This window comes from Brevirhabdus pacifica (assembly GCF_002797755.1).
Lineage (GTDB): Bacteria > Pseudomonadota > Alphaproteobacteria > Rhodobacterales > Rhodobacteraceae > Brevirhabdus > Brevirhabdus pacifica.
In genome coordinates, this window is record NZ_PGFI01000011.1 from 715,739 (window position 1) to 739,645 (window position 23,907).

Genomic DNA, 23,907 nt, shown 5'->3' on the forward strand with positions numbered 1-23,907 from the left:
CTGTGCCGAAACCGGGCTCAGATCGGCATCCGCAGCACTTCCTTGTAGGCCTCGACCAGCTTGTCGCGCATGGTCACGGCCACCTTGACCGTGCTTTCCAGGGCGATGGTGCTCTCGATGACCGCCTGGGTCGAGACCTGGCCCGAGATCCCGGCCTGAACCGTGGCCTCGGCCTGGCGAGTGTCCTGAACGGCCTGGTTGGCCGCGTCGCGCAGGGCGTCGGCGAAGGTGGGCTTGGCGTCGGTGTCGGGGGCCTGGAGCGCATCGGGCCGGCTTTGCAGCGACTGGGAGGAGCGGTAGGCGTTGCGCGCCGCGCCGGAGGATATGATCGAGGTGAAATCAGCCATGGGTCAGCGCCTCATTTCAGCATGTCGAGCAGGCGGTTGCGCATCTGGCGCCCGGCTTCGAGCATGTTGAGGTTGGCTTCGTAGCTGCGCGAGGCCTCGCGCATGTTGCTCATCTCGAGGATGGGATTCACGTTCGATGTCTTGACGTAGCCCTGTTCGTTGGCCGCCGGGTGGATCGGATCGTACACCAGCTGAAAGTCCGAGCTGTCGCGCGCGATCTCGGCCACGTCGACCCGCGATTCGCCTGCCTCGCCGACCATCTCCTGGAACGAAATGGTCTTGCGGCGATAGGGGTCGCCGCCCGGCTCGGCGCTGAGCGAGCCGGCGTTCGCGACGTTCTCGGACACCACCTTCAGGCGCTGGCCCTGGGCGTGCATGCCGCTGGCCGCGATCGAGGATATTGTCTTGAGCGGATCCATGGGTCAGCCTTTCCTTATCGACCGCCGGTGACCGAAAGGGTCAGCAGTTCGTAGCCCTTGCGGTAAAGCTGGGACGCCAGGCGGTAGTTCTCGGAGATCTCGGCCGCCTTGATCGACTGCTGTTCCAGCACGACCGTGTTGCCGTCAAGCTTGGCCTCCCAGGCGACCTGATCCTCGTCCACGCGCATCCCGTCGCCGAAGGCATTCGAGCTGATGTGCTTGGGGTTGGTGGTCTGGGGGCCACCACCGCGGGTGGCCGCGTCGATCATCTCGGCGAAGGGGGAAACGTCACGCGCCTTGTATTCGGGCGTGTCGGCATTGGCCACGTTCTCGGCAACGACCTGTTGCCGGACACCCAGCCACTGCATCCGCTTCGACGCGATTTCAAAGAACGACATGGATTCGAGTTTCATGCACAGATCCCTTTCTTCAGGATCAAGAATAACATATGTATTTATTCATGGCTACCCGGGATTAATCCATGCACACCGCCTTCTCCAACCTATCGAAGCTTGCCCGTTCGGTCGAGGATACAAGAATAGCGGGCGAGGTTGCGTCGATCACCGGGCTGACGCTGACCGTCACCGGCCTGACCCGCGCCCTTGGCATTGGCGAGCGTTGCATGGTCGCCGGGCGCCACGGCCCGGTGATGGGCGAGGTGGTGGGCCTGGGCCCCGACGGAACCCATGTGCTGCCCTTTGGGAGCTGGGACGGGGTCGCGGCGGGTGTGGCGGTGACGGCCTGCGACGCGGGCGACCTGATCCGGCCCGATGCGTCATGGGTGGGACGGGTGATGGATGCGCTCGGCCGGCCGTTGGATGGGGGCGGCCCGCTCCATGACGGGCCCGAGGCGCGCCGCGTGCGTGCCGGCCCGCCGCCCGCCTTCCAGCGCCGCCGCGTCGGCGACCGCCTCGACACCCGTATCAAGACCTTCGACATTTTCACCCCGCTTTGCCGGGGGCAGCGGATGGGCGTGTTCGCCGGTTCGGGCGTTGGCAAGTCGACGCTGATGGCCATGCTGGCCCGCAACGCCCAGGCCGACGTGATCGTCATCGGCTTGGTGGGCGAGCGGGGCCGCGAGGTTCAGGACTTCATCCAGCAGGACCTGGGCGAGGAGGGGATGTCGCGCGCCGTCCTCGTCGTCTCGACCGGGGACGAGGCGCCGTTGATGCGCCGCCAGGCGGCCTGGACCGCGACGGCGGTGGCCGAGCATTTCCGCGACGAGGGCAAGCAGGTGCTTTTGCTGGTCGACAGCGTCACCCGCTTTGCCATGGCCCAGCGGGAGATCGGCCTGGCCGGGGGGGAGCCGCCGACGACCAAGGGCTACCCGCCCACCGTCTTCGCCGAGTTGCCGCAGCTTCTGGAACGGGCGGGGCCCGGCAACGCGGGGGGCGCGGGCGACATCACCGGGCTTTATACCGTGCTGGTGGATGGCGACGACATGAACGACCCGGTGGCGGACGCGGTGCGCGGGATCATGGATGGTCACGTGGTGCTGGACCGGCGCATCGCCGAGGGCGGGCGCTACCCGGCGGTCGACCTGTTGAAAAGCATCTCGCGGATGCTGCCCGATTGTCATTCGGGGGCCGAATACGCGGTGCTTCAGGCCGCCCGCCGTCTGCTGGCAAAGTATTACGACATGGAAGAGCTGATACGCATCGGCGCCTACAAGCCCGGCTCCCACCCCGAAACAGACGCCGCGATCCGGTTCTTCGAGCCGGTCGAGGCGTTCCTGCGCCAGCGCAAGCACGAGGCGCTGCACGTCAACGAGGCATTTGCAGAGGTCTACCGCCTGCTGGGCGAGGCCGGCATTCAGGTCGAACTGGGCGAGTAGATCCGCCCCCTTGTGGGGGGGCGGGAAGTCGCATCACTCCGCGGCGGGCGACAGCTTGTCCTGGGTCCGCAGCTCGAAATCCGAGGCGTCGTGACGCTCGTGAAGCTGCTGCGAGGGGTGGCCCGAGGTCTTGTTGACGATACGGCCCCGGCGCACGGCCGGGCGCTGGCCAATCTCTTCGGCCCAGCGGCGCAGGTTCACGTAGGACTCCACGTCCAGGAACGTGCCGGCGTCATAGGCCTTGCCCAGGACCAGGTTGCCATACCACGGCCAGGTCGCGATATCGGCGATCGTGTATTCGTCGCCGCCGAGATAGCGGTTCTGCGCCAGCTCCCGGTCCAGCACGTCCATCTGGCGCTTGGTCTCCATGGTGAAGCGGTTGATCGGGTATTCGAACTTCTCGGGCGCGTAGGCGTAGAAATGGCCAAAGCCGCCGCCCAGGTAGGGGGCCGAGCCTTGCAGCCAGAAAAGCCAGTTCATGGCTTCGGTGCGGTGGGCGTGGTCTTGGGGCAGGAAATGCCCGAACTCCTCGGCGAGGTAGAGGAGGATATTCCCCGATTCAAAGACCCGCGTGCCGGTCCGTGTGTCCAGCAGGGCCGGGATCTTGGAGTTGGGATTGATCTCGACGAAGCCCGAGGAGAACTGGTCTCCCTCGCCGATGCGGATGAGGTGGGCGTCGTATTCCGCGCCCGCCTCTCCGGCGGCCAGCAGCTCCTCGAACATGATCGTGACCTTCTGGCCGTTCGGGGTGCCGAGGGAATAAAGCTGGAAGGGGTGGCGGCCGCGCGGCAGCTTGGCCTGGTGGGTGGCGCCGGCGATGGGGCGGTTGATGCTGGCCCATTCTCCGCCGTTCTCATCGTCCCAGGTCCAGACCTCGGGCGGGGTGTAGGGGCTGTGGTCTGTCATCGTCTGCCTCTTGTCGTTGATCGGGGCGCATTCGTAGCCTGATACCTAGCCCCAAAGTTCGCCGGGTGCGAGGGGGGGCAGAGCACGGGCGAGAGCGGGCGCATGGCGCCGCCAAGGGCGGCGGGCGCGGATCTCTCTTGGCCCCAATGGGACAGGTCTGTGGAATTTATCTGATCGGGGGCCGGGCCGCCGGCGGCTCAGTAGGCCTCGTCCATGCCGCCGCGGCGCAGGCGCCGCACCAGATCGATGGGCGGGGTCGGCTTGCTGCAGACCTCCACGTCGGGATGGGCCTGGCGCAGGTGGTCGGGCAGGCCGACGCCGGTGTGCACGATGACCGGCACGCGGGGCCGCAGAACCTGAAGCACCGGCTCGATCGTGCCGTCGGGCAGGTCGACATCGACGATGGCGGCGTCCGGAAGCTCGGTCTCGATCAGGCGCAGCGCCTCGGCCACCGTGGTGGCGGGCCCCAGGGCGACGCCGCCTTCCTGCTCGATTCCGAAGACAAGATTTAGGGCGATGAAGGGTTCATCCTCGACCACCAGCACGCGCCGTCCCCTGAGCGGGGCCGGGGCTGGTGACGGAGAAATCGGTTCCTGTGAAGCCATGCTCATCAGACTAGCAGCCGTTCCAGTGCAGCGGTCAATACAATTTCAATTCCGCCGCGGTTCCATGTGTAATTGATGCCCCCGCCTAATTGGCCGGTGGCACTGAGTCGCGCAAGCTGGCTTCCGAAGCCGACCCGCTGCGGGGCTCCTTCAATGGCCGGACCGCCGCTTTCGCGCCAAGTCACGGCAACCCGTTCGTCATCCCGCTCCCAGGTCATGTCGATGCGGCCCGTGGCGGTCGATAGCGCCCCGTATTTGGCCGCGTTCGTGGCCACCTCGTGCAGGATAAGCGCGAGGCTGGTGGCCGCGGTCGGTCCGATCTCGACCTCGGGCCCGGAGGCATGAAGCGCATCCGGGCGTTCGGCAACATGGGGTTCCATCACCGCCCCGACAAGGGCTTCGAGCGAGGTGGGCGCCACGACGGTCTGGTTCGAGGTGATCGAGGTGGTGATCAGCTCGTGCGCCCGGGCCAGCGACATCAGCCGCCCGGTCAGCGCGCTGGCCATCTCGGTCACGTCGGTCGAGTTGCGGGCGGTCATCTGGATCATGCCCGAGGTGATCGCGAAAAGGTTCTTCACCCGGTGGTTCAGTTCGCGCAGCAGCAGTTGCCGCGCCTCCTCGGCGCGCTTGCGCTCGGAGATGTCGACGATCGTGCAGACCGCGCCCTGAAGCTCGCCCTGCCAGATGACCGGGCGCACCCAGTATTCCACCGGGAAGGCGGTGCCGTCGGTGTGATAGAGCAGCTCGTCGTCGATATGGGCCATGCCCCCGTCCCGGGCGACGCGGTAGATGGGGCAATCTTCCTCGTGGTAGTGGGAGCCGTCCGGGTGGGAATGGTGGATGACGGCGTGCAGCTGCTTGCCGATCACGTCCTCTTCCTTGTCAAACCCAAGCATCCTGAGGAAGGCCGCGTTGCAGCGGGTGGTCGCCCCGTTCCTGTCGACCGCATAGAAGCCGTCGGCAGTGGCATCCAGCAACAGCGCCAGGTCCGCCTCGCGGCGGCGCAGATCGCTTTCGGTTTTGCGGCGCTGTTCGATATCGATCAGCACGCCGGGGAAGTGGGCCGGGCGGCCCTCCGCATCCAGATCGCAGCGGCCGTTGGCCTCTACCCAGCGATAGACGCCGTCATATTGCTTGACGCGGTACTCGGCGCGGTAGTTGCCGCCGTTGGCGATGGCCTCTCCGATTAGCTTCTCGACCCGAGGCAAATCCTCGGGGTGGATCGACACGACGACCTGGTCCAGGCCGACGCCCTCGCTGCAGATCTTGGGATCAAGGCCGAAGGACCGGGCGAACCGCTCGTCGGCGGTGAATAGATCGGCCTGAACCTCCCAGACCCAGGTGCCGAGGATGGCGCCGGCGGCCAGCGCCAGCTCGACCCGTTCCTGCGCCTCTTCCAGGTTCTTCTGGGTCTGGCGCAGGGCAATCTCGGCGTTGCGGCGTTCCTGGATGTCGGTCTGCGCGGCTTGGTAGAGGCGCGCGTTATCCAGCGCGATCGCGGCCTGGCCTGCGATGCTTTCCAGCAGCATCTCGTGGTGGACGGTGAAGCGGGCCGGCTCCGGGTGACCGAAGAAAAGCCCGCCGATCACCTCGCCAGAGCGCGACAGCACCGGCGCCGCCAGGTAGCTGCGCACCGGCAGGTGGCCCTCGGGCATCCCCTTGTATGGCGCGTTCTGGCCATAGCGGGGATCGGTGGTGATGTCGTCCGAGCGCACGATCCCCTCACCGCCGAAAGTCGGGGAGAAGACCTTGGTGTTGCGCGGCATTGGGAAACTCTCGAAAGCCGCGCGTTCAACGCCCGACAGGCTGAAAAGCATGTAGCTTTCGCCCTTGTCGTCGATCTTGTTGTAGAAGAATGCGCCGAAGGCGGCGCTTGTCACTTCGACCCCGGCATCGGTGATCATCTGCACAAGCGCGTCCGGATCCAGCTCGGAGGCCAGGCCGACGCCGGTACGGTTCAGCGTCTCCAGCAGCCGCTTCTGGACCTCCAGCTCTTCGCGGGTGTCATAGCGTTCGAGGATCATCGCGGCGGTCTGCGCCACCATTTCCAGGAATTCACGCTCGCGCCTTGAGGGCATGCCGACATGGTCGCTGTAGACCGCGAAAGTTCCCAGAAGGTCGTGCTGGCTGGACAGGATCGGTACCGACCAGCAGGCCCGCCACCCCAGCGGCATCGCCAGGTCCCTGAAGTCATCCCAGCGAGGATCCTCGGCGATGTCCGAGACGAAGACCGGTTCGTGAATGGCGGCGGCCGAGCCGCAGGAGCCGTTGCCGTCGACGATGTCGATGCTTTGCAGCGCGGTCGCGTACTCCTGGCTCAGGCCCGAGCTTGCGGCGCCGATCAGCGCCTGGCCCTTGTCGTCGCTCAGGTGGATCGAACAGGCGAGGCGATTGTCCGAGAAGGAAGGCAGTGCGCTGGCCAGCTCTTGCAGGATCTCCTCGATGGAGTTCTCGCGAAGGGTCAGCTCCAGCAGGCGGTGCTGGAGCGCGTGCAGATCGTCCTTCTGCCAGGTTTCCAGCCCGCGCTTGGGGGCCTCGGACGACTCGGACATGTCGCAAAGGCTGCAAAGCACGCCCTCGGCCGAGCCGTCGACGGAACCGAGGGGGCTGACCATGACGATCCGCGTGTCGGACTGAGTGCCGTCATTACCGGGAACGGGCGCGTCGGTTGCGCTTTGGGGACGGGCTGTGCGGCGCACCTCATCAAGCAAGGGCAGCATGGGCGCGAAGGCTGTGCCGCCCAGCTCGGAGGCGGGCTTGCCAAGGGCGGCGGGATGCCCCGACCCCAGCAGCTCCGCGCAGGCCTGGTTGTAGACGACGGTCAGCTCTTGCCCCCAGGCGACCAGCATCGGCTGCGGCGAGCCCAGGATCGTGCCGACTGCGGATTTCAGCCCCGGGCCCCAATCGGAAAGCGGCCCCAGCGGTGTGTGGTGCCAGTTCACGGCCTCGATCCGCCGGCCCAGCTCGCCGCCGTTCTCGAGGAACAGGTACGCGTCGCGATCACCGAGGGGCATGAGGGGGTCCGTTCCTTTCTGGGGTATGTTCGTCAGCTGCTCCTGACAGTTTCCGTGCGCCCTGTCGAGTATCTGCACGACGGGCGTAGCGGCTTCTCAAAGATACGACCGACGTCTGAGCCAAGTGCTACCTTTCCTCGCTCACCTCGCATTCATCCGGGATAGATAACGCAATGGCGAGGCGTATCAAGAAACTTGCATCCGAGGGGGCGTGGGGGAGGGCGGCGTTTGAACGCCGGCGCCGTTTTCACGAGCGGATATCGGTGCTTGGCTGGATGGGGGTAAAGGCGGGCTCAGCCGCCCGCCGGGCCGGTTTCGACAGCGCGGCCCTCGGCCCGCCAGTCCGGCAGGCCGCCCCGCATCTGGCGAGAGTTGAGGCCCCGGGCCCGCAGCATCCGCACCGCCTGGTCGGAATAGATGCAGTAGGGGCCCCGGCAATAGGCGACGATCTCGCCCAAGGCTCCGCCCGTGCCGCCTTTGCCTTCCAGCTCGGCCAGCATCTCTTCCAGCCGCGCGGGGCTGACGTGGCGGGCACCGGGTATGTGACCGGCCGCGAACTCGTCCTCGGGGCGAACATCCAGGATCGTCACGGTCCCCTCGGCCAGGCGCGCCTCCAGCTCGTCGCGGCCGATGGGCTCGGGCGGCGTCTCGCCATCCCAAAGCTGGCGGCGGATTTGCTCGGCGGTGGCCAGGTTGCGCTCGGCCACGTCGCGGATCAGCTCGAGGATCTGAAGGGTGCCCGAGTCGGTCAGGCGGTAGACCACAGCCTTGCCTCGCCGCTCGCCCGTGACAAGGCCCGCGCGGCGAAGCTGTTGCAGGTGCTGCGAGCAGTTGGCAACGCTCAGCCCCGTCTTGGCCGCCAGCGCCTCGACCCCGCGCTCGCCCTGGGCCAGCTGTTCCAGCAGCATCAGGCGGGCGGGGGCGGCAAGGGCGCGCGCGATCAGCGCGTATTCGGCCAGGAGGGCCTGCTTGGCATTCATTGACATGGGGACCCCGCATACATAACATTCAAGTATTAGATTGAATGATAGCATATCATCAATCGCCCTCAAGCCCCAAGGTGCCGAATGAGCGATCTTCTCCTGTCATCCGAATCCCTCGTCAGGCTGGTCGCCTTCCTGGGCGTTCTGTCGGCCATGGCCCTGTGGGAGCTTGCCGCCCCCCGCCGCCGGCTGGAGATCCCCCGCGTCCTGCGCTGGTCGAACAACCTGGCGCTGGTGGTTGTCGACACGATCATCCTGCGCCTCAGCTTTCCCATGCTGGCGGTGGGTCTGGCCCTGATGGCCGAGGACCGGGGCTGGGGGCTGTTGAACAACCTCGCGGTGCCGGGATGGCTCTCGGTCCTCGTCTCGATGATGGTGCTGGACCTTGCGATCTACCTTCAGCACGTGATGTTCCACGCCGTGCCGGGCCTGTGGCGGCTGCACCGGATGCATCACGCTGACCTGGATTTCGACGCCACCACCGGCCTGCGCTTTCACCCGGTCGAGATCCTGGCGTCGATGGGGATCAAGCTGGCGGTGGTGGCGGCGCTGGGCCCGCCCGCGGTGGCCGTTCTGCTGTTCGAGGTGGTGCTGAACGCAAGCGCGCTTTTCAACCATGCCAACATCGACCTGCCGCGACCCGTGGACCGGGTGCTGCGCTGGCTGATCGTCACCCCCGACATGCACCGGGTCCACCATTCGACCGACCCGCGCGAAACCAATTCCAACTACGGGTTCAACCTGCCGTGGTGGGACCGGCTGTTCGGGACCTACCTGGCACAGCCCGCCAAGGGTCACACCGGCATGGAGATCGGGATCGAACAGTTCCGAACCCGCCGCGACCTGTGGCTGGACCGGATGCTGCTTCAGCCCCTGCGCGGGCCGGCCAGCGGCGGCGCGCTGGATCCCCGTGCCTATCGCCGGGAAGAGGGGGCGGAGCGCGTCACGCCCCGCCCCGGCGAGTAGACGGGCGGTGCCGCCCCCAAATGGCGGCGCCCCGGTCGCCACGCGCAATAGGGCCGCAAATCAATTGATTTTTCACGACACCCCCCCGATGGTTCATGCGCAGCCAACCGCGGGGTCAGGGACATGGGCGATCTTCCGACACGGGCACGGGTCGTCATCATCGGCGGCGGCATATCGGGCTGTTCGGTGGCCTATCACCTGGCCAAGCTGGGCTGGCGCGACATAGTTCTGCTGGAACGCAAACAGCTCACCTGCGGGACCACCTGGCATGCGGCGGGGCTGGTGGGACAATTGCGGGCCAGCCAGAACATGACCCGTCTCGCGAAATATTCCGCCGACCTCTACGCCCGGCTCGAGGAAGAGACCGGCCTAGCCACGGGCTTGCGCCAATGCGGCTCGATCTCCCTTGCCCTCAGCGATGAGCGGCGCGAGGAGCTGCTGCGCCAGGCCGCGATGGCGCGCGCCTTCGGGGTCGAGGTTCACGACCTGTCGCCCGCCGGCATCAAGGAACTCTACCCCCACCTGAACATCGACGGCGTGGTCTCGGGCGTGCACCTGCCCGGCGACGGTCAGGCCGATCCCGGCAACATCGCCCTGGCGCTGGCCAAGGGGGCGCGCCAGATGGGCGCCCGCATCGTCGAGGGGGTGAGCGTCGGCGCGGTCCACCAGGCCGAGGGCCGTGTCACCGGCGTCACCTGGTCCCGCGGCGAGGAGGAGGGCACGATCGCCGCCGAGCACGTGGTGAACTGTGGCGGCATGTGGGGGCGCGATCTGGCCGCCCGCGACGGCGTCACCCTGCCGCTGCACGCCTGCGAGCATTTCTACATCGTCACCGAGGCGGTCCCAGACCTGGCCCGCCTGCCGGTCCTGCGGGTGCCCGACGAATGCGCCTACTACAAGGAAGATGCGGGCAAGATCCTGCTGGGCGCCTTCGAGCCCCGGGCAAAGCCATGGGGCATGGGCGGAATTCCGGAAGATTTCTGCTTTGACCAGCTTCCCGAGGATTTCGACCATTTCGAGCCGATCCTCGAGGCCGCGGTCAACCGGATGCCGGTCCTCGCCGAGGCCGGGATCCACACATTCTTCAACGGGCCCGAGAGCTTCACGCCGGATGACAGGTATTACCTGGGTCAGGCGCCCGAGATCGACAATTACTGGGTCGCGGCGGGATACAACTCGGTCGGCATCGTCTCGTCGGGCGGGGCGGGCATGGCGCTGGCCCAGTGGATGGAGGACGGCGCGCCGCCCTTCGATCTGTGGGACGTGGACATCCGCCGCGCCCAGCCCTTCCAGAAGAACCGCCGTTATCTGCGCGAGCGCGTGACCGAGACGCTGGGCCTGCTCTATGCCGATCACTTCCCCTACCGCCAGGTGGAGACGGCGCGCGGCATCCGCCGCTCGGCCCTGCATGGGCATCTGAAAGATCGCGGCGCCGTCTTCGGCGAACTTGCGGGGTGGGAGCGCGCCAACTGGTTCGCCGAGCCGGGCCAGCCGGCCGAGTATCGCTATTCCTGGGGGCGGCAGAACTGGTTCGAGAACAGCCGCGCCGAACACATGGCCATGCGCGAAGGCGTGGGCCTGCTGGACATGAGCTCCTTCGGCAAGATCCGGGTCGAAGGGGGGCAGGCGCTGAAATTCCTGCAACGGCTCTGCGCCAATCAGATGGACGTGGCGGCGGGGCGCATCGTCTATACCCAGATGTTGAACCCGCGCGGCGGCATCGAATGCGACCTGACCGTCACCCGCCTGTCGCGGACCGCCTTCCTGCTGGTCGTGCCCGCCGCCACGCTGCACCGCGACCTGGCCTGGTTGCGCCGGCACCTGGGGGAGGAATTCGTGGTCATCACCGATGTCACCGCCGCCGAGGCCGTGTTGCCGGTCATGGGGCCGAAGGCGCGCGACCTGCTGTCGGCGGTCTCCCCCTCGGACCTGACGAACGCGGCCCATCCCTTCGGCCAAGCCCGCGAGATCGAGATCGGCATGACCCTCGCCCGCGCCCACCGGGTCACCTATGTCGGCGAGCTGGGCTGGGAGCTTTACGTGCCCACCGACCAGGCGGCCCATGTCTTCGAGACCCTGGTCGAGGCCGGGGCCGACCACGGCCTGAAACTCTGTGGTCTGCACGCGATGGACAGTTGCCGGATCGAGAAGGGGTTCCGCCATTTCGGACATGACATCACCGACGAGGATCACGTGCTGGAGGCGGGACTGGGCTTTGCCGTCAAGACCGACAAGGGCGATTTCATCGGCCGCGACGCGGTTCTTGCCCGGCGCGAGGAAGGTCTGACGCGCCGATTGATGCAGTTCCGCCTGACCGACCCCGGCCCGTTGCTGCACCACAACGAACCGATCCTGCGCGACGGGCAGATCGTGGGGCACCTGACCTCGGGCAATTACGGTCATGCGGTCGGTGGGGCGGTGGGTCTGGGCTATGTCCCCTGCCGTCAGCGGGGCGAGAGTGTCGAGGAGATGCTGACCTCGGCCTACAGCATCGACGTGGCCGGCAGGCATGTCCCGGCCGAAGCCTTCCTGCGCCCGATCTACGATCCGACATCGGAACGCGTCCGCATGTAGGGGGCACTCAGCCCGCCGCGCTCTTCCGGGTGCAGCGGCGCGCCCGGCCCATGGGCCAGCTCGTCCACAGCAGGCAGGCGATCACCAGTGCCACCCCCAGCCAGCCCCGCGGCGTCAGCATCTCGCCCACCACATGGATGGCCAGGATCGCCGCGACCACGGGCTCGAACAGGGTGATGGTTGTTGCGGTGCTTGCCGGCACCCGCGCCAACCCCGCGCCGAAGGCCAGATAGCCCAGGAACATCGGCACGACGGCCATGTAAAGCCCGACCGCCAGGTTGACCGGCCCCTCCAGGAATGCCGCCCCCGTCGCGGCCAGCACCGGCATCAGCAGAAGCCCCCCCAATCCGAAGGTCGCCCCCATCGCCACCCGTGACGGCAGGGCCGCATGCCCCCCGGCGCGGTGCATCAGGCGGCGGGACGTCCAGGAATAAAGCGCATAGGTCGCGGCCGCCAGCAGCCCGAGTGCGGCACCCAAAGCGACATCCGGCGCCGCTGTGCCGGAGGCACCCGTGACGGGCGAGCCGGGGGCGTGCGGGGTCATGCTCAGCAAGGCGATGCCGCTCAAGCCGATGGCCGCCCCGATGGCCCAGCGAAGGGTCAGGCGCCGCCCTTCCAGCCGGTTCTCGATCAGCGCCGAGATGACCGGCGCCGCGCCGATGGAAATGACGGTGCCGATGGTCACCCCCGCCAGCCGCATCGAGGCGTAGAAGGCCAGCGGGTAGACCGCCACCGCCACCGCCCCCAGCGCCAGCAGCGGCAGGCGCGCGCGCAGCACCGGCCAATGGGCGCGAATGCCGCGCCGCGCGACAAAGGCCTGAAGCAAGCCGCCGAACCCCATGGCCGCCGCCCCGATCGCCAACGGCCCCACCCCCGGCGCGAAGGTGGCCGCGGTGCCGGTGGTGCCCCATGCGGTCGCGGCAAAGAGACAGAAGAGTACGCCCAGCATGTGCCCGGCCCCGGGATTGCTGCCCGGCGCGGCGGCGGGCCGCTCGTTCGCGGCCAGGTCGGTGGGTGCCAGGTCGGTGGGGGCGGGGGTCATCTGGCCTCCAAGCTCGGAAAATCCGCACGAGCAGTCCCTGCAACCGCGCGGCAAGTCAAGCCGCGTGCCCCTTCGGCCAGGGCTGGCTGGGCCCGCCTCAGCCCCCGCTCAACGCGCGCCAGAGGTCCTGCCAGGCCCAGGGCAACAGCAGAACGACGCCCACAGCCGCCAGTGCCCCGATCCACAGGTTCGCCCGGCCCAGCGTCGCGGCACTCTTCTCGGGCGTGCCCATCACCGCCGGTCCCAGCACCCGCAAATAGTAGAACAGGGACAACACGGTATTGGCCACCGCCAGCAGGGCCAGCCAGGCCATGCCGCCATCCAGGGCGACCTTGAACAACGCGAACTTGCCCAGGAAGCCGGCCAGCGGCGGGATGCCCACCAGTGAAAGGAACCCCAGTGCCAGGATGGAAACGGCGAGCGGATGCTGCCGCCCGATCCCGGCCCAGCCAGCCAATTCGGTGCGGCCGCGCAGGTGGGCGACGACGGCGAAACAGGCGATGTTGGCCAGTCCGTAGACCCCCATGAAGGCGATCAGCGCGGCCCAGGCATCGGGGGCCCGACCCAGCACCGCCACCGCCATCAGCGCGTATCCCGTCTGCGAGACCGAGGACCAGCCCAGCAACCGGCGCAGATCCTCCTGCCACATGGCCGAGAGGTTTCCCCATGTCATGGTAAGGGCCGCCACCGTCGCGACCAGCGCCGAGAGGGGCATCGCCTCGGCAGGGACCAGCGCGACCAGCCGGGCCAGCGCGATGGCGCCCGCGATCTTGGGCACGACCGTCAGAAAGGCGGCGGCGGGCAGGGGCGCGCCCTCGGCCACGTCGGGGACCCATGCGTGGCCGGGCACTGCACCCAGCTTGAAAAACAGACCGAAGACGACGCAGGCCAGCCCCACCAGCGCCAGCGGTTCGGTCGGAAAGGCGTTGGAAAGCTGCTGGTAGTCGGTGCTGCCGCCAAGGCCCATTACCAGGATGGCGCCGAAGACCATCAGCGCGTTGGCCAGTGCCCCGAGAAGAAAGTATTTCATCCCGGCTTCAAGCGAGATTTCCCAGTCTCGATGATAGGCCGCCAGGACATACCCCGTAACCGAGGACAAAAGCGCCCCCATCAGCATCTGCATCAGGTCGGCGGCGCCGATCATCGCCATTGCGCCCAGGGCCGACAGCAGCATCATGCTGTAGAATTCCCCGTGCCGCCGGTCATCCTCCATCCAGGCGGGGGTCATGGCGACGCAGAGGGCGGTCAGTCCCAGGACCATCACCCGCCCCCAGGTCGTGGCGGCGTCCAGCCGGAAAGTGCCCGAGAAGGTGAACCGCTCCGCCCCCGCCTGCGACAGGGCCAGAGCGGTGGCACTGGCCAGGACGAGGATGGTGATCGGGGCGCAAAGCCGGTGGTGGCGCTGTGGCAGGAGCATCGCCAGCAGCAACACGCCCACCGCCCCCAGCAGCACCGCAAGCTCGGGCGCGAGGTCGCCCAGGGGCATGTCGGACATGCCCTGCATCAGCCGCCCCCGCCCGGGGCGGCCAGGATGGTGGCGGCATCGATCAGCTCAAGCAGCCACAGGGGCCAGATCCCGATCAGCACGACCAGCGCCAGCAGCGCCGACAGGATCGCCATCTCGGTGCGGTCGAGGTCGGCAAAACGTGCCACGCCCCCCTCGGCGGGGCGCGGTCCGAAGAAGACCGCGCGCAGAAGCTGCAGGAAGAGCGCCGCCGTGATCAGCAGGCCCAGCAGCCCCGCTGCCGCCACCCAGGGGTAGACCGCGAAGGCGCCGAGGAAGATATGAAGCTCGGCCACGAAACCGGCCAGCCCGGGAAGACCCAGCGAGGCAAAGGCCGCCAGCGTCGCCATCATGGCAAGCCGGGGCGCCTCCTCGGCTAAGCCGCCGTAATGGGCGATCTCGTAGTCCTGGGTGCGCTTCCAGAAGACGCCGGCCACAAGGAAAAGTGCCCCGGTGATAAGCCCGTGGGCGATCATCTCTACCACGGCGCCGGTCAGGGCCAGGGCGCGAGCGGTCTCGGTCCCCGCGGCAGAGCCCGCCACCGCGATGCCCAGCACGGTGTAGCCCATGTGGTTGACCGAGGTGTAGGCGATGCGTCGTTTCAGGTTCGGCTGGGCATAGGCGACGATGGCCCCCCACAGGATCGAGGCCAGCGCCAGCAGCGCGATCCAGAAAGCCCAGCGGGCGAAGGTCTCGGGCATCATCTGAAGCCCCAGCCGCACCAGCCCGTAGGTTCCCATCTTCAGCAGCACCCCCGCCAGGATGGCCGATGCAGGACCCGGCGCGTTGACGTGGGCGGGCGGTAGCCAGGTGTGCAGCGGGAACAACGGCGTCTTGATCCCGAAGCCCACCACCAGCGCCAGCAACACCAGGCCCGGCACCACGGTGCCGCCATCGGCCAGGGCAGCAAGGGGCGGGGCGGCGATGATGGCGCGCATGTCGAAGGTCAGTTCCGGCATCGACAGGGCCAGCACGATGATCGCGATCAGGATCAGAAGCGATCCGGCCAGGGTGTAGACGAAGAATTTCAGCGCCGCGTGCTGGGCGTCGCCGTGACCCCAGCGCCCGATCAGGAAATACATCCCCACCAGGCTGAGGTCGAAGAAGACGTAGAAGATCACCAGGTCCAGCGTCACGAACAGGCCCAGCGACACGCCGGTCAGGAACAGGATCCAGGCGTAATAGGCGCGGGCGCGCGCGATCTGCATCGGCCAGGCGGCGGCGGCCAGGAAGATGAGCGCGCTCATCAGGGCCAGCGCCAGCGACATACCGTCGACACCGACCCGCCAGGCGATCCCGAGGGAGGGGATCCAGGGCGCCTCGAACTGGGCCGCGAAGCCGCCCGAAGGGGGATCGGTCATCCAGACGGCCAGCAGAAGCACCATTGGCAATGCGGTGAAGACGACGGCCAAAAGACGCGCCATCCGGTCGCCGATCCGTGGCAGAAGGGCCAGCGCGATGGCGGCGAGAAGCGGCAGGAGAACGGAAAGTGTCAGCACGTCAGCCTCCGAAAATCAGGAACAGGGCGCCCGCGAACGTGCCGGCCAGCAGCAGGGCGTAGTAGTGATGGGCCATCCCGGTCTGAACCCGGCGCAGGTCTGCGCCAACCAGCCCCGCGACGCGGCCACTGCCCTCGGGGATCAGGTCCGAAATGGCCTCACCCCCGCGACCGGCAATGCGGGCCAGGGCGGCCGTGGCACGGGTCAGAAGGGCGATCGCGCCGCCGCCCGGGGCAGGGCGAGTGGCGTGCCCGGGGGTAAGGCGGCTCCGGGGCGTCACCCTCTGCCCGTCGATCCAGGCGTCGTCGAACCGCGCGGCCAGGCTGGCGGTCCCGGTGGCACCCCGCACGGCCAGCGCCAGCGCGCCCCGCCCCGGGGGCACGTCATCGCGGCGGGGCACGCCCATCCCGTCGATCACCGCGTCATCCAGCCGGGCGGCATGGCGGGACATCCAATCGAAGGGGGAAACGATTGCCGCGTCGACAAGGGCCGAAAGCCCCAGCCATTCGTGGTGCGGCGGGGCGGAGGGCGCGCGGGCCCCGGCCCAGCCGGCCATCAGACCGGCGCCCATCGCCGCCAGCGAGGCAATCAGCCAGCCGGTGCTGCCCCGGGGCGCGGCCGCGCCCAGCCAATCGAGCACGGCCTCGGAGACCGTGGGCACCCACAGAAGCGACAGCGCAAGCGTCGCCGCGCCCAGAAGCAGCATTGCCGCGCGGGCTGCCGCGGGCACCGGCAGCCGCTCTTCCCGACCGAGGCCGAAGGCGAGGATGGCGAACCGCGCGGCATAGGCGGCCGAAAGGCCACCGGCAAGCACACCGAGCGCGCTCGCGACCGGCCCCGCGGCTTCCAGCGCCTTCAGGATCTCCTCCTTGCTCCAGCCACCGGCAAGCGGCGGCACCGCCGCCAGCGAAAATGCGGCCGGAAGCACCAGAAGCGCGACCCGGGGCATCGCCCGGCCAAGCGCCATGTCCCGCAAGTCGTGGCTGCCTGTGGCGTGGTGGGCGATACCCGCCGCGATGAAGAGGGCCGCCTTGAACGCGGCGTGAACGACCAGGTGCAGGATCGCGACGCCGGGAAATCCCGCCCCGACCGCCGCGATCATCAGGCCCATCTGCGCCGAGGTCGATCCGGCCAGAAGCTTTTTGGCGTGGGTTTGCCGGATCGCCACCACCCCGCCGGCGACGGCGGTGGCAAGGCCGACCGCCAGCGCCCCTGGGGCAAATCCGGGGGCCGCCGCAAGGTCAGGCCCCAGCCGGGCCAGCAAGTAGACCCCCGCCGCCACCATCGCCGCCGAATGCAGCAGCGCCGAGACCGCCGCAGGCCCGTCCATGGCGCGAAAGAGCCAGGGTGCGAAGGGCAGCTGCCCCGATTTCGACGCCGCCGCAACCAGCAGGCCCCACGCCGCTACGCCCAGCATGCCGCCCTCAAGCTGACCAAGTGCTGCGTAGCTTGTGCTGCCGGTGCCGGCGAAGACGGCGAAAAGCGCCACGAACAGGCCGATGTCGCCCGCGCGCGTCATCACGAAGGCATAGTTGGCCGAGCGCATGGGTGCGCTCTCGCGCCAGCGGTGGCCGATCAGGGCCCAGGAGCAGGCGCCCATGACCTCCCACCCGATCAGCAGGGCAAGCAGGTCGTCGGCGATGACGACCATCTGCATGCCCCCCACGAAGATCAGCATTATTCCCAGCAGCCGACCCAGCCCGGTCGCGGCCTCCTGCGCGGCGGCATAGAGCAGCACCGCCATTCCCACGCCAGCGACCGTGATCGCCACGGCCCGGGCCATCGGCGGCAGTCCGGCCCGAAGCTCCAGCCCCGGGGCCCAGTGCAGCGGGGCCGCCCCCTCGGGCAGCATGGCGGCCAGCAGCAGCGTCGCCGCCGCCGCGAAGAAGGCTGCGGCCCCGGGCAGGGCGCGCCCCGGGCGGTCGCCCATCGCCCAGATCGCCAGCCCGGCCAGCGCGGGCACAAGGGGCAGGGTCCAGATCATCGCTTCAGGGTCCCGATCGCCTCGGTCACGTCGGCCTGTCGCTTGCGGTAGAGCGCGACCACCAAGGCAAATCCAATGGCCATCTCGATCGCCATCACGGCCATGACGATGATCGCCAGCAGCTGCCCCTCGGGCATGCCGCCAAGCCCGCGGCTCCAGAATCCGATAATGGCCAGCAGGGCACCGTTCAACATCAGCTCTAACCCCATCATCAGCATCACGAAGCTTTGCTGGCTTAGAGCGCCGTAAAGGCCAATGCCGAAAAGGGCCGAGGCGGCCAGGAGAACGATGATGAGGGTCATGTGTCGTCTCCGTCGTGTCCGGTTCCCTTGCGGTGGTGGGCATGGGGGTCAGCGTTGGGGGCGGCGTCCTCTTGGGGGGCGTCCGCCGCTTTCTGGTCCTGGGGTGCATGCCCTGGACCATGCGCCGTCCGGTGTTCGCCGCCGTGCTCCGACTTCGCGGGCGTCCTATGAGTCGCTCCGTGCTCCGGCCCGGGTGCGCCCATCGCACCGTCGGGGGAGTACCCTGCGTGTCCCTCGTGATCGCCGTCGCTCATGTGCCCGCGATGCTCGCCGCCGTGGTCGTCGCTTGCGCGGCCATGGCCGCCATCTCCGTGGCCCCCATGTCCTCCATGCCCGTGCCCATGACCGCCCCCCTTCTCGGGGCGGCGACCGGCGGGGGCGCCGCCGGGCTCCAGCCCGGGCGGGCGCGAACCGTGGTCGGCCATGCCAAAGCGACCCTGGCGAGAGGACAGGATCACCGCGCCCAGCATCGTCGCCAGCAACGTGACCCCGGCCGTCTCGAATATCAGCATCGAGGGGCCCAGAAGTTCGAACCCAAGCTGCGCGACCACGTCGGTGCCCGGGGCGACCGGGCTGTCGGGCAGGTCCGACAGAAGTACCGCCGCGCCCAGCCCCGCGAAGGCCACCACCCCCGCGCCGATCGACAGCCGGTGCTGGTGGACCATGCTCATGGGGTTGAGTCCGGCGGGGTTCATCATGAACATCACCATGAAGATCGCCATCACCAGCATCTCGACCGCCATCATGAAGACCGTCGCAACCCCGATATAGGGGGCCGACAGCAGCAGCCCGATGCCGGCGGTGGCGATGAAGGAAAGCATCAGCGCGAAGCTGGCCCGCACCATCGAATCCACCCGGAACACGCGCCATCCGGTCCAGACGCCGAACAGGGCCAGCAGGATGATCGCCAGGTCCGTCACAGGGCCACCATCCCGGAAACCGCCAGATGCGCGAAGGACAGCGGAAGAAGCCAGACCCACAGCACGTGCAGCATCCGTGAGGGGGTGGTGCGTGCGATCAGCCGCCCTGCCAGCACGGTCAGTGCCATCACCAGCGCCGTCTTCAGCGCCAGCCAGACGGGACCCGGCAGCAGCGGGCCCAGCGGGCCGCCCAGGAACACCGCCGCCGCAAGCGCCGAGAAGGCCACCAGCGTCGCCAACCGCGCGACCTGCCACAGGAAAAGCCCCGCGCCGCTTTCCTCGGCCGAGGTTCCGCCGGCGATGTCGACCCCGCCCGCGAAATCCAGCGGCCCGCGCAGGGTCAGGGTCAGTCCCACGACCAGGAACAGCGGCAGGCCGAGGGGCTGGCGCACAAGGTTCCAACTGTCGCGCTGGCTGTCGACGATCGCTATCAGCGACAGGCTTTCGGCGGGAAGGGCGGCGGCGATCAGAACGAACATGGACGGCAGCATCACCGGCAGGCCGATGGCGGCATAGCGATAGGCACCGATCAGGGGGAAAGGCGCGTTCGGCGACCAGCCGTGCAGGAAAACCGTGATGACGATCAGCGCCTCGCAACTGCCCCAGACCACGATGCCGACGGGGCTGTGCCACAGGGCCAGGCCTTCGGCGACCGGCACGACCGACAGTCCGATCGCCGCCAGCGCCAGGTACCATGCGGGGGCGAGCAGGCGGTTCATCCGGTCGGGTGCCTCCGTCTCTGCCTGATCGCGGATCAGAAGGGCGGCCCAGTCGCGCAGCGGCGCCATGGGCCCGGCCGCGCGGCCCCCTTCCAGCGCCGGGGCCAGCCGGTCGAACCAGGCCCCCAGCCAGATCCCCAGCGCCAGTGCGACCAACACGCCCGCTGCCAGAAGGACGCTCATGCCGGGATCTCCTGCAGATCTTGTGCCTCAGCCAAGGCGCGGCGCAGCGTGCCTGGCGCGAATGACGCAAGAAGCAGCGTCGCCTCGTGCCATTCCAGCCCGGGCAGGGCGCGGGCGGGGTCCCGGGGTGCGCCGCCCTCCTGTCGGCCCGAGAGCCAGGCGTCGAGGCGGTCGCGCGCATCCCCCGCACCAGGCCACGCGCCCAGCCCCGCCGGCACGGCACCGCGGATCCAGGCGGCGCGCGGCGCGTGGCCGCGCGTCATCCGGTCGGCCGCCCCCTCAAGGCCCAGCAGGCGCAGCATCCGCGCGGCGCAAAGGGCGGGCAGGTCGGCCTCTTCCGGCTGGGGGAAAGGCAGGCTCAGCACGTGTGCCTCGACGATCACGTCCCCCTGCAAGGTCAGTTCCAGCGTCAGGCCCGGGGGCAGCATGGGGGCGAAGGGACCCACCCGCGCGGTGTAGCGGTCAAGCTCCAGCCCGTCGCGGATGTCCGCGCCCGTCATCGCCATCGGCCGGCCCCGGGGCGTGCCTCCCATCATTCCCTTGCCGCCCTGGCCGTGGGGGCCGATGCCGCGCCAGGGGTTTGGCGGCTCGTCGGGAAGGCGATCCGGCTCGCTTGGCGCGCCGTGGGCCAGGTCGCGCCAAGCCTCGTTCAGCCGCGCCGAGATTTGCGTGGATGGCTCGCCCGCCTTCCAGGCGAGGGTGCGGCGGGGATGGGGAAGCTGATCGTGGAGCCGGTCGAGGGCGGGCCGGGCCTCGGCCGGGATATCGCCCGCCACCAGCAGCAGGGCGGCATCGCGCGGGCTTGCGGCACGGCGCAGGCCGGGGGCAGATGCGAAAAGCTGCTCGACCTCGGCCAGCATGCCCGCGCCGATCGACGGGTAGATCGGCGCGGCCGCCCCGGCGGCCAGAGTGCGCAGCCAGCTCATTGCCACCGGAAGATCCCCTCGCGCCAGCCGTAGAGCAGCCCCACCGACAGGATGCCCAGGAACATCCCCATTTCGGCCAGGGCCTTCGCCCCCTCGCGGACGAAGACGACCGCCCAAGGGTACATGAACATCATCTCCATCTCGAACGCGATGAAGACCAGCGCCATCGTGTAGGGGCGGAAGTGGTATCGCTGCCAGGCGTGGGTGTCGGGGGTGCCGCCGCCCAGGAATGGCGCGGCCAGAGGGGCTGTCGCACCGGCCTGCCGCTGCATTCCCCAGGCCGCCAGCGCAGCCAGCCCGGTCCATGCGGCAATGATCAACAGCGCGTCCACCCAACGTCCTTTCCAGCCTTCCGAGGGGCCGCCAACGCGCCTTTCCGTGGGGTGTCCCCGTTGCCGGATCGGTCATGTCCCTCTCTGACGCAACGTCGCGGGAACCGGCGGGTTCCCGCAAAAACCTCCCCGCCGGGCGAGGGCGCAGAGCCGAAATAAACCTTACACTGCAGGAACCTGCGCTGGACCCCCCACGTGTTTGGTGACCGGCTGAGAGGGGGGCTGAAGGGAGGGCAGAACCCTTAGCCCAAGTGGGCCGCGCCCCACGCCTTGCAGAGAGTGCTCGCGCTTGTGTGATCGGACCGAGTGAGATTTCCTCTTGATCCTGTAGTGGCTACAGACCCCAAGTTCCCCTCATCAACCGGCAAGGAGACCGCGAAGATGGCAACCGAAACGATGCAAGACCTGGACCGGACCGACGACACCGCCGCCCGGTCCGACAAGAGCGGCTGGGCCGCGACGGGCGCAGGTATCCTGGGCGCGCTGGCGATGTCCTCATGCTGCATCCTGCCGCTCGTGCTGATCAGCATGGGCGTGTCGGGTGTCTTCATCGGGCAGCTGACCGCGCTTTACGCCTACAAGTGGCTGACCTTCAGCTTCGCCGCCGCCGCGCTGGCCTACGGGTTCTGGAAAGCCTACCGGCCCGTTCCGGCCGAGACCTGTGCCGATGGCACCTGTGCCAGACCCCTCGACCGGCGGGTGATGCGCGCGGTGCTTTGGGGCGCGCTTGTGCTGGTGCTGCTGGCCCTGGTCTTCCCCGTCATTTCCCCGTTCCTTCTTACCTTCTGAACATGAGGCTTCACATGATCCACCGACTTCTCCCCGCCGCCGCGGCCCTGCTGCTGAGCGTCGCCGCCGTCCAGGCCGAGACCGCAACCACCCGCCTTGACGTCACCGGGCTGACCTGCCCCTCGTGCAGCTACATCGTCGCCACCGCCCTGAAGAAGGTCGAGACCGTCGAGATCGTGGACTTCATCGAGGGCGACTTCGAGGATGGCACCTACCTAGTCAACTACGATGACGCGGTGACCGACCCCGAGGCCCTGATCGCCGCCGTGACCGGCGTGGGATATGGCGCGACGCTGGCCGTCGACCCCGAGGCAGATGAAGACAAGGCCGAAAAAGGCTCCTGATCACAGGCGAAAGCATCACGGGCGAAAGCCCATTGTCGGGCCGGTCCTTGCGGGGCAACCGCGGGACCGGGCCGACCCCTGCACGACACGGCCCGCAAGACAAGGAATGCCTACCCATGAAAGACTGCTGCTCCTACAACAACGGCGCCTATGACCTTGCGGTGATCGGCGCGGGATCCGCCGGCTTTTCGGCCGCCATCACCGCCGCCGAAGCGGGGGCCCGGGTGGCCCTGATCGGATCGGGCACAATCGGCGGGACCTGCGTGAACGTGGGTTGCGTGCCGTCCAAGGCGCTGATCCGCGCGGTCGAGACCCTGCACAATGCCCGCGCCGCCAGCCGTTTCGACGGGATCGAGGCCGAGGCGCGCGTCACCGACTGGGCCGCCACCGTCGCCCAGAAGCAGAGCCTGGTCGACGAGTTGCGCGGCGCCAAGTACATCGACGTGCTGCCGCGCCACGAGAACGTCACCTACATCGAGGGGCTGGCGCGGTTCAGCGACGAGGGCAAGCTGACCGTGGATGGCGCGCCCTTCGCGGTGGGCAAGGTCATCATCGCCACCGGCTCGCGCGCCCATGTGCCGCCGATCCCCGGCATCGAAGGGGTCGAAACGCTCGACAGCACCTCGGCGCTGGAGCTGACGGCGCTGCCGGCTTCCATGCTGGTGCTGGGCGCGGGCTACATCGGGGTGGAACTTGCCCAGATCTTCGCCCGTGCCGGGGTCGAGGTGACGCTGATCAGCCGCCGCGGCGTTCTGCCGGGGGCCGAGCCCGAGATCTCGCGCGAGCTGGAGCGTCAGCTTTCCCACGAGGGCATCCGCCTGCACCGCACCCGCAGCTACGAACGGGTCAGCCAGGACGGGCAGGGCGTGTGCCTGACCGTCACCGATGGCGAGGAGCTGCGGGGCGAGCGCCTGCTGCTGGCAACCGGTCGGCTGCCCAATGTCGAGGGTCTGAACCTCGGGGCCGCAGGCATCAAGACGGATGCGCGCGGCGGTATCGAGGTCAACGCCCAGATGCGCACCGCCAATTCCACGATCTGGGCCGCCGGCGACGTCACCGGGCGGGATCAGTTCGTCTACATGGCGGCTTACGGCGCCAAGATCGCCGCCCGCAGCGCCATGGGCAACGAGGGGCGCGGCTATGACAACGGGGCGATGCCCTGGGTCGTCTTCTCGGATCCGCAGGTCGCGGGTGTGGGCCTGTCTGAGCAGGAAGCGATCGATCAGGGCCACGAGGTCGTGACATCGGTCCTGCCGCTTGATGCGGTACCCCGCGCCCTTGCCGCCCGCGACACGCGCGGCCTGATCAAGCTGGTGGCCGAGGCCGAAACCAAACGCCTTCTGGGCGCTCAGATCCTGGCGCCCGAGGGGGCCGACAGCATCCAGACCGCCGCCATGGCGATCAAGGCGGGCATGACCTACGAGGAATTGGGCGACACGATCATGCCCTATCTTACCACGGTCGAAGGGCTGAAACTTGCCGCCCAGACGTTCGAGAAGGACGTGGCGGCTCTGTCCTGTTGCGCCGGCTGATACCGGGCGCGGGGCCTCCCCTGGTCGGCATTACGGGTGCGTCGACCAGGGGGGCGTTCCGGGCGCGGTTGCGCAGATGGCGTCTGCCGTTTTTGAAGCCATTCTTCGGCTGGATGCCCAATTTGCGGGCAGCGGCGGGTCCGGTGTATCGGGCCCGCCGCTTTCGCGTTGCCACGGGCGCGC

At 68.5% G+C, this 23,907-nt stretch carries 22 protein-coding genes; 6 read left to right on the forward strand and 16 right to left on the reverse strand.

All coding sequences use genetic code 11. The features are described from left to right. Positions 1–17 precede the first annotated feature (17 nt). Genes fliE through CLV77_RS03630 form a run of 3 tightly spaced genes read right to left on the reverse strand, consistent with a single transcriptional unit; the run spans position 18 to position 1,179 of the window. Positions 18–347: a flagellar hook-basal body complex protein FliE gene (gene fliE, locus CLV77_RS03620; protein WP_076979213.1), complete on the reverse strand. Its 330-nt coding sequence runs from the start codon at positions 345–347 to the stop codon at positions 18–20. An 11-nt stretch (positions 348–358) separates the two neighbouring features. Next, positions 359–766, reverse strand: coding sequence for a flagellar basal body rod protein FlgC (gene flgC / locus CLV77_RS03625; protein WP_076979212.1), 408 nt, complete (start codon positions 764–766; stop codon positions 359–361). A 14-nt stretch (positions 767–780) separates the two neighbouring features. Beyond that, complete coding sequence (locus tag CLV77_RS03630) at positions 781–1,179, reverse strand: flagellar basal body rod protein FlgB (protein ID WP_076979211.1); 399 nt, start codon at positions 1,177–1,179, stop codon at positions 781–783. Positions 1,180–1,247: 68 nt separating this feature from the next. On the opposite strand from CLV77_RS03630, the gene fliI reads away from it, so the two are divergent. After that, entirely contained in the window at positions 1,248–2,600 is a 1,353-nt protein-coding gene (gene fliI, locus CLV77_RS03635; protein ID WP_076979210.1) for a flagellar protein export ATPase FliI, read from the forward strand. Positions 2,601–2,633: 33 nt separating this feature from the next. On the opposite strand, the gene yghU is transcribed toward fliI, so the two are convergent. The 4 genes from yghU to CLV77_RS03655 all read right to left on the reverse strand — a co-directional run bounded on the left by yghU (position 2,634) and on the right by CLV77_RS03655 (position 8,105). Next, positions 2,634–3,506, reverse strand: coding sequence for a glutathione-dependent disulfide-bond oxidoreductase (gene yghU, locus CLV77_RS03640; RefSeq protein WP_076979209.1), 873 nt, complete (start codon positions 3,504–3,506; stop codon positions 2,634–2,636). Between the two features lie 197 nt (positions 3,507–3,703). Next, positions 3,704–4,117, reverse strand: coding sequence for a response regulator (locus tag CLV77_RS03645; RefSeq protein ID WP_083707696.1), 414 nt, complete (start codon positions 4,115–4,117; stop codon positions 3,704–3,706). Beyond that, positions 4,117–7,125, reverse strand: a complete 3,009-nt coding sequence (locus CLV77_RS03650) for a GAF domain-containing protein (protein ID WP_076979208.1) — start codon at positions 7,123–7,125, stop codon at positions 4,117–4,119. Before CLV77_RS03650 ends, CLV77_RS03645 begins: the two co-directional genes overlap by 1 nt. Before the next feature lie 293 nt (positions 7,126–7,418). After that, entirely contained in the window at positions 7,419–8,105 is a 687-nt protein-coding gene (locus CLV77_RS03655) for an ArsR/SmtB family transcription factor (protein WP_236861015.1), read from the reverse strand. Between the two features lie 87 nt (positions 8,106–8,192). Here CLV77_RS03655 and CLV77_RS03660 point away from each other — a divergent pair, with 87 nt between their 5' ends. Both CLV77_RS03660 and CLV77_RS03665 read left to right on the forward strand, forming a co-directional pair. Further along, positions 8,193–9,074, forward strand: coding sequence for a sterol desaturase family protein (locus tag CLV77_RS03660; RefSeq protein WP_076979206.1), 882 nt, complete (start codon positions 8,193–8,195; stop codon positions 9,072–9,074). Between the two features lie 123 nt (positions 9,075–9,197). Beyond that, positions 9,198–11,648, forward strand: a complete 2,451-nt coding sequence (locus CLV77_RS03665; RefSeq protein ID WP_076979205.1) for a GcvT family protein — start codon at positions 9,198–9,200, stop codon at positions 11,646–11,648. Between the two features lie 7 nt (positions 11,649–11,655). Here CLV77_RS03665 and CLV77_RS03670 read toward each other — a convergent pair whose 3' ends face one another. The 9 genes from CLV77_RS03670 to CLV77_RS03710 form a co-directional block, all read right to left on the reverse strand. After that, positions 11,656–12,690 (reverse strand): DMT family transporter, encoded by a 1,035-nt coding sequence (locus tag CLV77_RS03670; protein ID WP_197685763.1) that lies wholly within the window; start codon positions 12,688–12,690, stop codon positions 11,656–11,658. A gap of 97 nt (positions 12,691–12,787) precedes the next feature. Then, positions 12,788–14,185 carry an NADH-quinone oxidoreductase subunit N gene (locus tag CLV77_RS03675; RefSeq protein WP_162781873.1) on the reverse strand — a complete coding sequence of 466 codons (1,398 nt, stop codon included), beginning with the start codon at positions 14,183–14,185 and terminating at the stop codon, positions 12,788–12,790. 8 nt (positions 14,186–14,193) lie between these two features. Continuing rightward, a complete protein-coding gene (locus CLV77_RS03680) occupies positions 14,194–15,693 on the reverse strand; it encodes a complex I subunit 4 family protein (RefSeq protein ID WP_076979204.1) in 1,500 nt (499 codons plus the stop codon). A gap of 1 nt (position 15,694) precedes the next feature. Continuing rightward, entirely contained in the window at positions 15,695–17,677 is a 1,983-nt protein-coding gene (locus CLV77_RS03685) for a proton-conducting transporter transmembrane domain-containing protein (RefSeq protein ID WP_076979203.1), read from the reverse strand. Beyond that, the gene (gene nuoK / locus CLV77_RS03690) at positions 17,674–17,979 is read right to left on the reverse strand and encodes an NADH-quinone oxidoreductase subunit NuoK (protein ID WP_076979202.1); all 306 of its coding nucleotides are present in this window, start codon (positions 17,977–17,979) and stop codon (positions 17,674–17,676) included. The genes CLV77_RS03685 and nuoK overlap by 4 nt, the downstream gene beginning before the upstream one ends. Then, positions 17,976–18,899: an NADH-quinone oxidoreductase subunit J family protein gene (locus CLV77_RS16580; protein ID WP_083707695.1), complete on the reverse strand. Its 924-nt coding sequence runs from the start codon at positions 18,897–18,899 to the stop codon at positions 17,976–17,978. Before CLV77_RS16580 ends, nuoK begins: the two co-directional genes overlap by 4 nt. Next, entirely contained in the window at positions 18,896–19,801 is a 906-nt protein-coding gene (locus CLV77_RS03700) for an NADH-quinone oxidoreductase subunit H (protein WP_076979201.1), read from the reverse strand. The genes CLV77_RS16580 and CLV77_RS03700 overlap by 4 nt, the downstream gene beginning before the upstream one ends. Next, positions 19,798–20,727, reverse strand: a complete 930-nt coding sequence (locus CLV77_RS03705; RefSeq protein WP_076979200.1) for a hypothetical protein — start codon at positions 20,725–20,727, stop codon at positions 19,798–19,800. Before CLV77_RS03705 ends, CLV77_RS03700 begins: the two co-directional genes overlap by 4 nt. Further along, entirely contained in the window at positions 20,724–21,059 is a 336-nt protein-coding gene (locus tag CLV77_RS03710) for an NADH-quinone oxidoreductase subunit A (protein ID WP_076979199.1), read from the reverse strand. The genes CLV77_RS03705 and CLV77_RS03710 overlap by 4 nt, the downstream gene beginning before the upstream one ends. A 381-nt stretch (positions 21,060–21,440) precedes the next feature. On the opposite strand from CLV77_RS03710, the gene CLV77_RS03715 reads away from it, so the two are divergent. The 3 genes from CLV77_RS03715 to merA all read left to right on the forward strand — a co-directional run bounded on the left by CLV77_RS03715 (position 21,441) and on the right by merA (position 23,724). Further along, complete coding sequence (locus CLV77_RS03715; protein ID WP_233128034.1) at positions 21,441–21,848, forward strand: mercuric transporter MerT family protein; 408 nt, start codon at positions 21,441–21,443, stop codon at positions 21,846–21,848. Between the two features lie 14 nt (positions 21,849–21,862). Continuing rightward, the gene (locus tag CLV77_RS03720) at positions 21,863–22,192 is read left to right on the forward strand and encodes a heavy-metal-associated domain-containing protein (RefSeq protein WP_076979198.1); all 330 of its coding nucleotides are present in this window, start codon (positions 21,863–21,865) and stop codon (positions 22,190–22,192) included. Positions 22,193–22,308: 116 nt separating this feature from the next. After that, positions 22,309–23,724: a mercury(II) reductase gene (gene merA, locus CLV77_RS03725; RefSeq protein WP_076979197.1), complete on the forward strand. Its 1,416-nt coding sequence runs from the start codon at positions 22,309–22,311 to the stop codon at positions 23,722–23,724. Positions 23,725–23,907 lie beyond the last annotated feature (183 nt).

What these genes read in the sequence shown, in the direction of transcription:
- CLV77_RS03705 (WP_076979200.1), bottom strand. Translation starts at nt 20,727, where the DNA reads ATGAGCTGGCTGCGCACTCTGGCCGCCGGGGCGGCCGCGCCGATCTAC.
- fliE (WP_076979213.1), bottom strand. Translation starts at nt 347, where the DNA reads ATGGCTGATTTCACCTCGATCATATCCTCCGGCGCGGCGCGCAACGCC.
- flgC (WP_076979212.1), bottom strand. Translation starts at nt 766, where the DNA reads ATGGATCCGCTCAAGACAATATCCTCGATCGCGGCCAGCGGCATGCAC.
- CLV77_RS03630 (WP_076979211.1), bottom strand. Translation starts at nt 1,179, where the DNA reads ATGAAACTCGAATCCATGTCGTTCTTTGAAATCGCGTCGAAGCGGATG.
- CLV77_RS03685 (WP_076979203.1), bottom strand. Translation starts at nt 17,677, where the DNA reads ATGATCTGGACCCTGCCCCTTGTGCCCGCGCTGGCCGGGCTGGCGATC.
- CLV77_RS03655 (WP_236861015.1), bottom strand. Translation starts at nt 8,105, where the DNA reads ATGAATGCCAAGCAGGCCCTCCTGGCCGAATACGCGCTGATCGCGCGC.
- CLV77_RS03645 (WP_083707696.1), bottom strand. Translation starts at nt 4,117, where the DNA reads ATGAGCATGGCTTCACAGGAACCGATTTCTCCGTCACCAGCCCCGGCC.
- CLV77_RS03720 (WP_076979198.1), top strand. Translation starts at nt 21,863, where the DNA reads ATGATCCACCGACTTCTCCCCGCCGCCGCGGCCCTGCTGCTGAGCGTC.
- CLV77_RS03700 (WP_076979201.1), bottom strand. Translation starts at nt 19,801, where the DNA reads ATGAGCGTCCTTCTGGCAGCGGGCGTGTTGGTCGCACTGGCGCTGGGG.
- merA (WP_076979197.1), top strand. Translation starts at nt 22,309, where the DNA reads ATGAAAGACTGCTGCTCCTACAACAACGGCGCCTATGACCTTGCGGTG.
- CLV77_RS03650 (WP_076979208.1), bottom strand. Translation starts at nt 7,125, where the DNA reads ATGCCCCTCGGTGATCGCGACGCGTACCTGTTCCTCGAGAACGGCGGC.
- CLV77_RS03715 (WP_233128034.1), top strand. Translation starts at nt 21,441, where the DNA reads ATGGCAACCGAAACGATGCAAGACCTGGACCGGACCGACGACACCGCC.
- nuoK (WP_076979202.1), bottom strand. Translation starts at nt 17,979, where the DNA reads ATGACCCTCATCATCGTTCTCCTGGCCGCCTCGGCCCTTTTCGGCATT.
- fliI (WP_076979210.1), top strand. Translation starts at nt 1,248, where the DNA reads ATGCACACCGCCTTCTCCAACCTATCGAAGCTTGCCCGTTCGGTCGAG.
- CLV77_RS03675 (WP_162781873.1), bottom strand. Translation starts at nt 14,185, where the DNA reads ATGTCCGACATGCCCCTGGGCGACCTCGCGCCCGAGCTTGCGGTGCTG.
- CLV77_RS03665 (WP_076979205.1), top strand. Translation starts at nt 9,198, where the DNA reads ATGGGCGATCTTCCGACACGGGCACGGGTCGTCATCATCGGCGGCGGC.
- CLV77_RS03660 (WP_076979206.1), top strand. Translation starts at nt 8,193, where the DNA reads ATGAGCGATCTTCTCCTGTCATCCGAATCCCTCGTCAGGCTGGTCGCC.
- CLV77_RS03670 (WP_197685763.1), bottom strand. Translation starts at nt 12,690, where the DNA reads ATGACCCCCGCCCCCACCGACCTGGCACCCACCGACCTGGCCGCGAAC.
- yghU (WP_076979209.1), bottom strand. Translation starts at nt 3,506, where the DNA reads ATGACAGACCACAGCCCCTACACCCCGCCCGAGGTCTGGACCTGGGAC.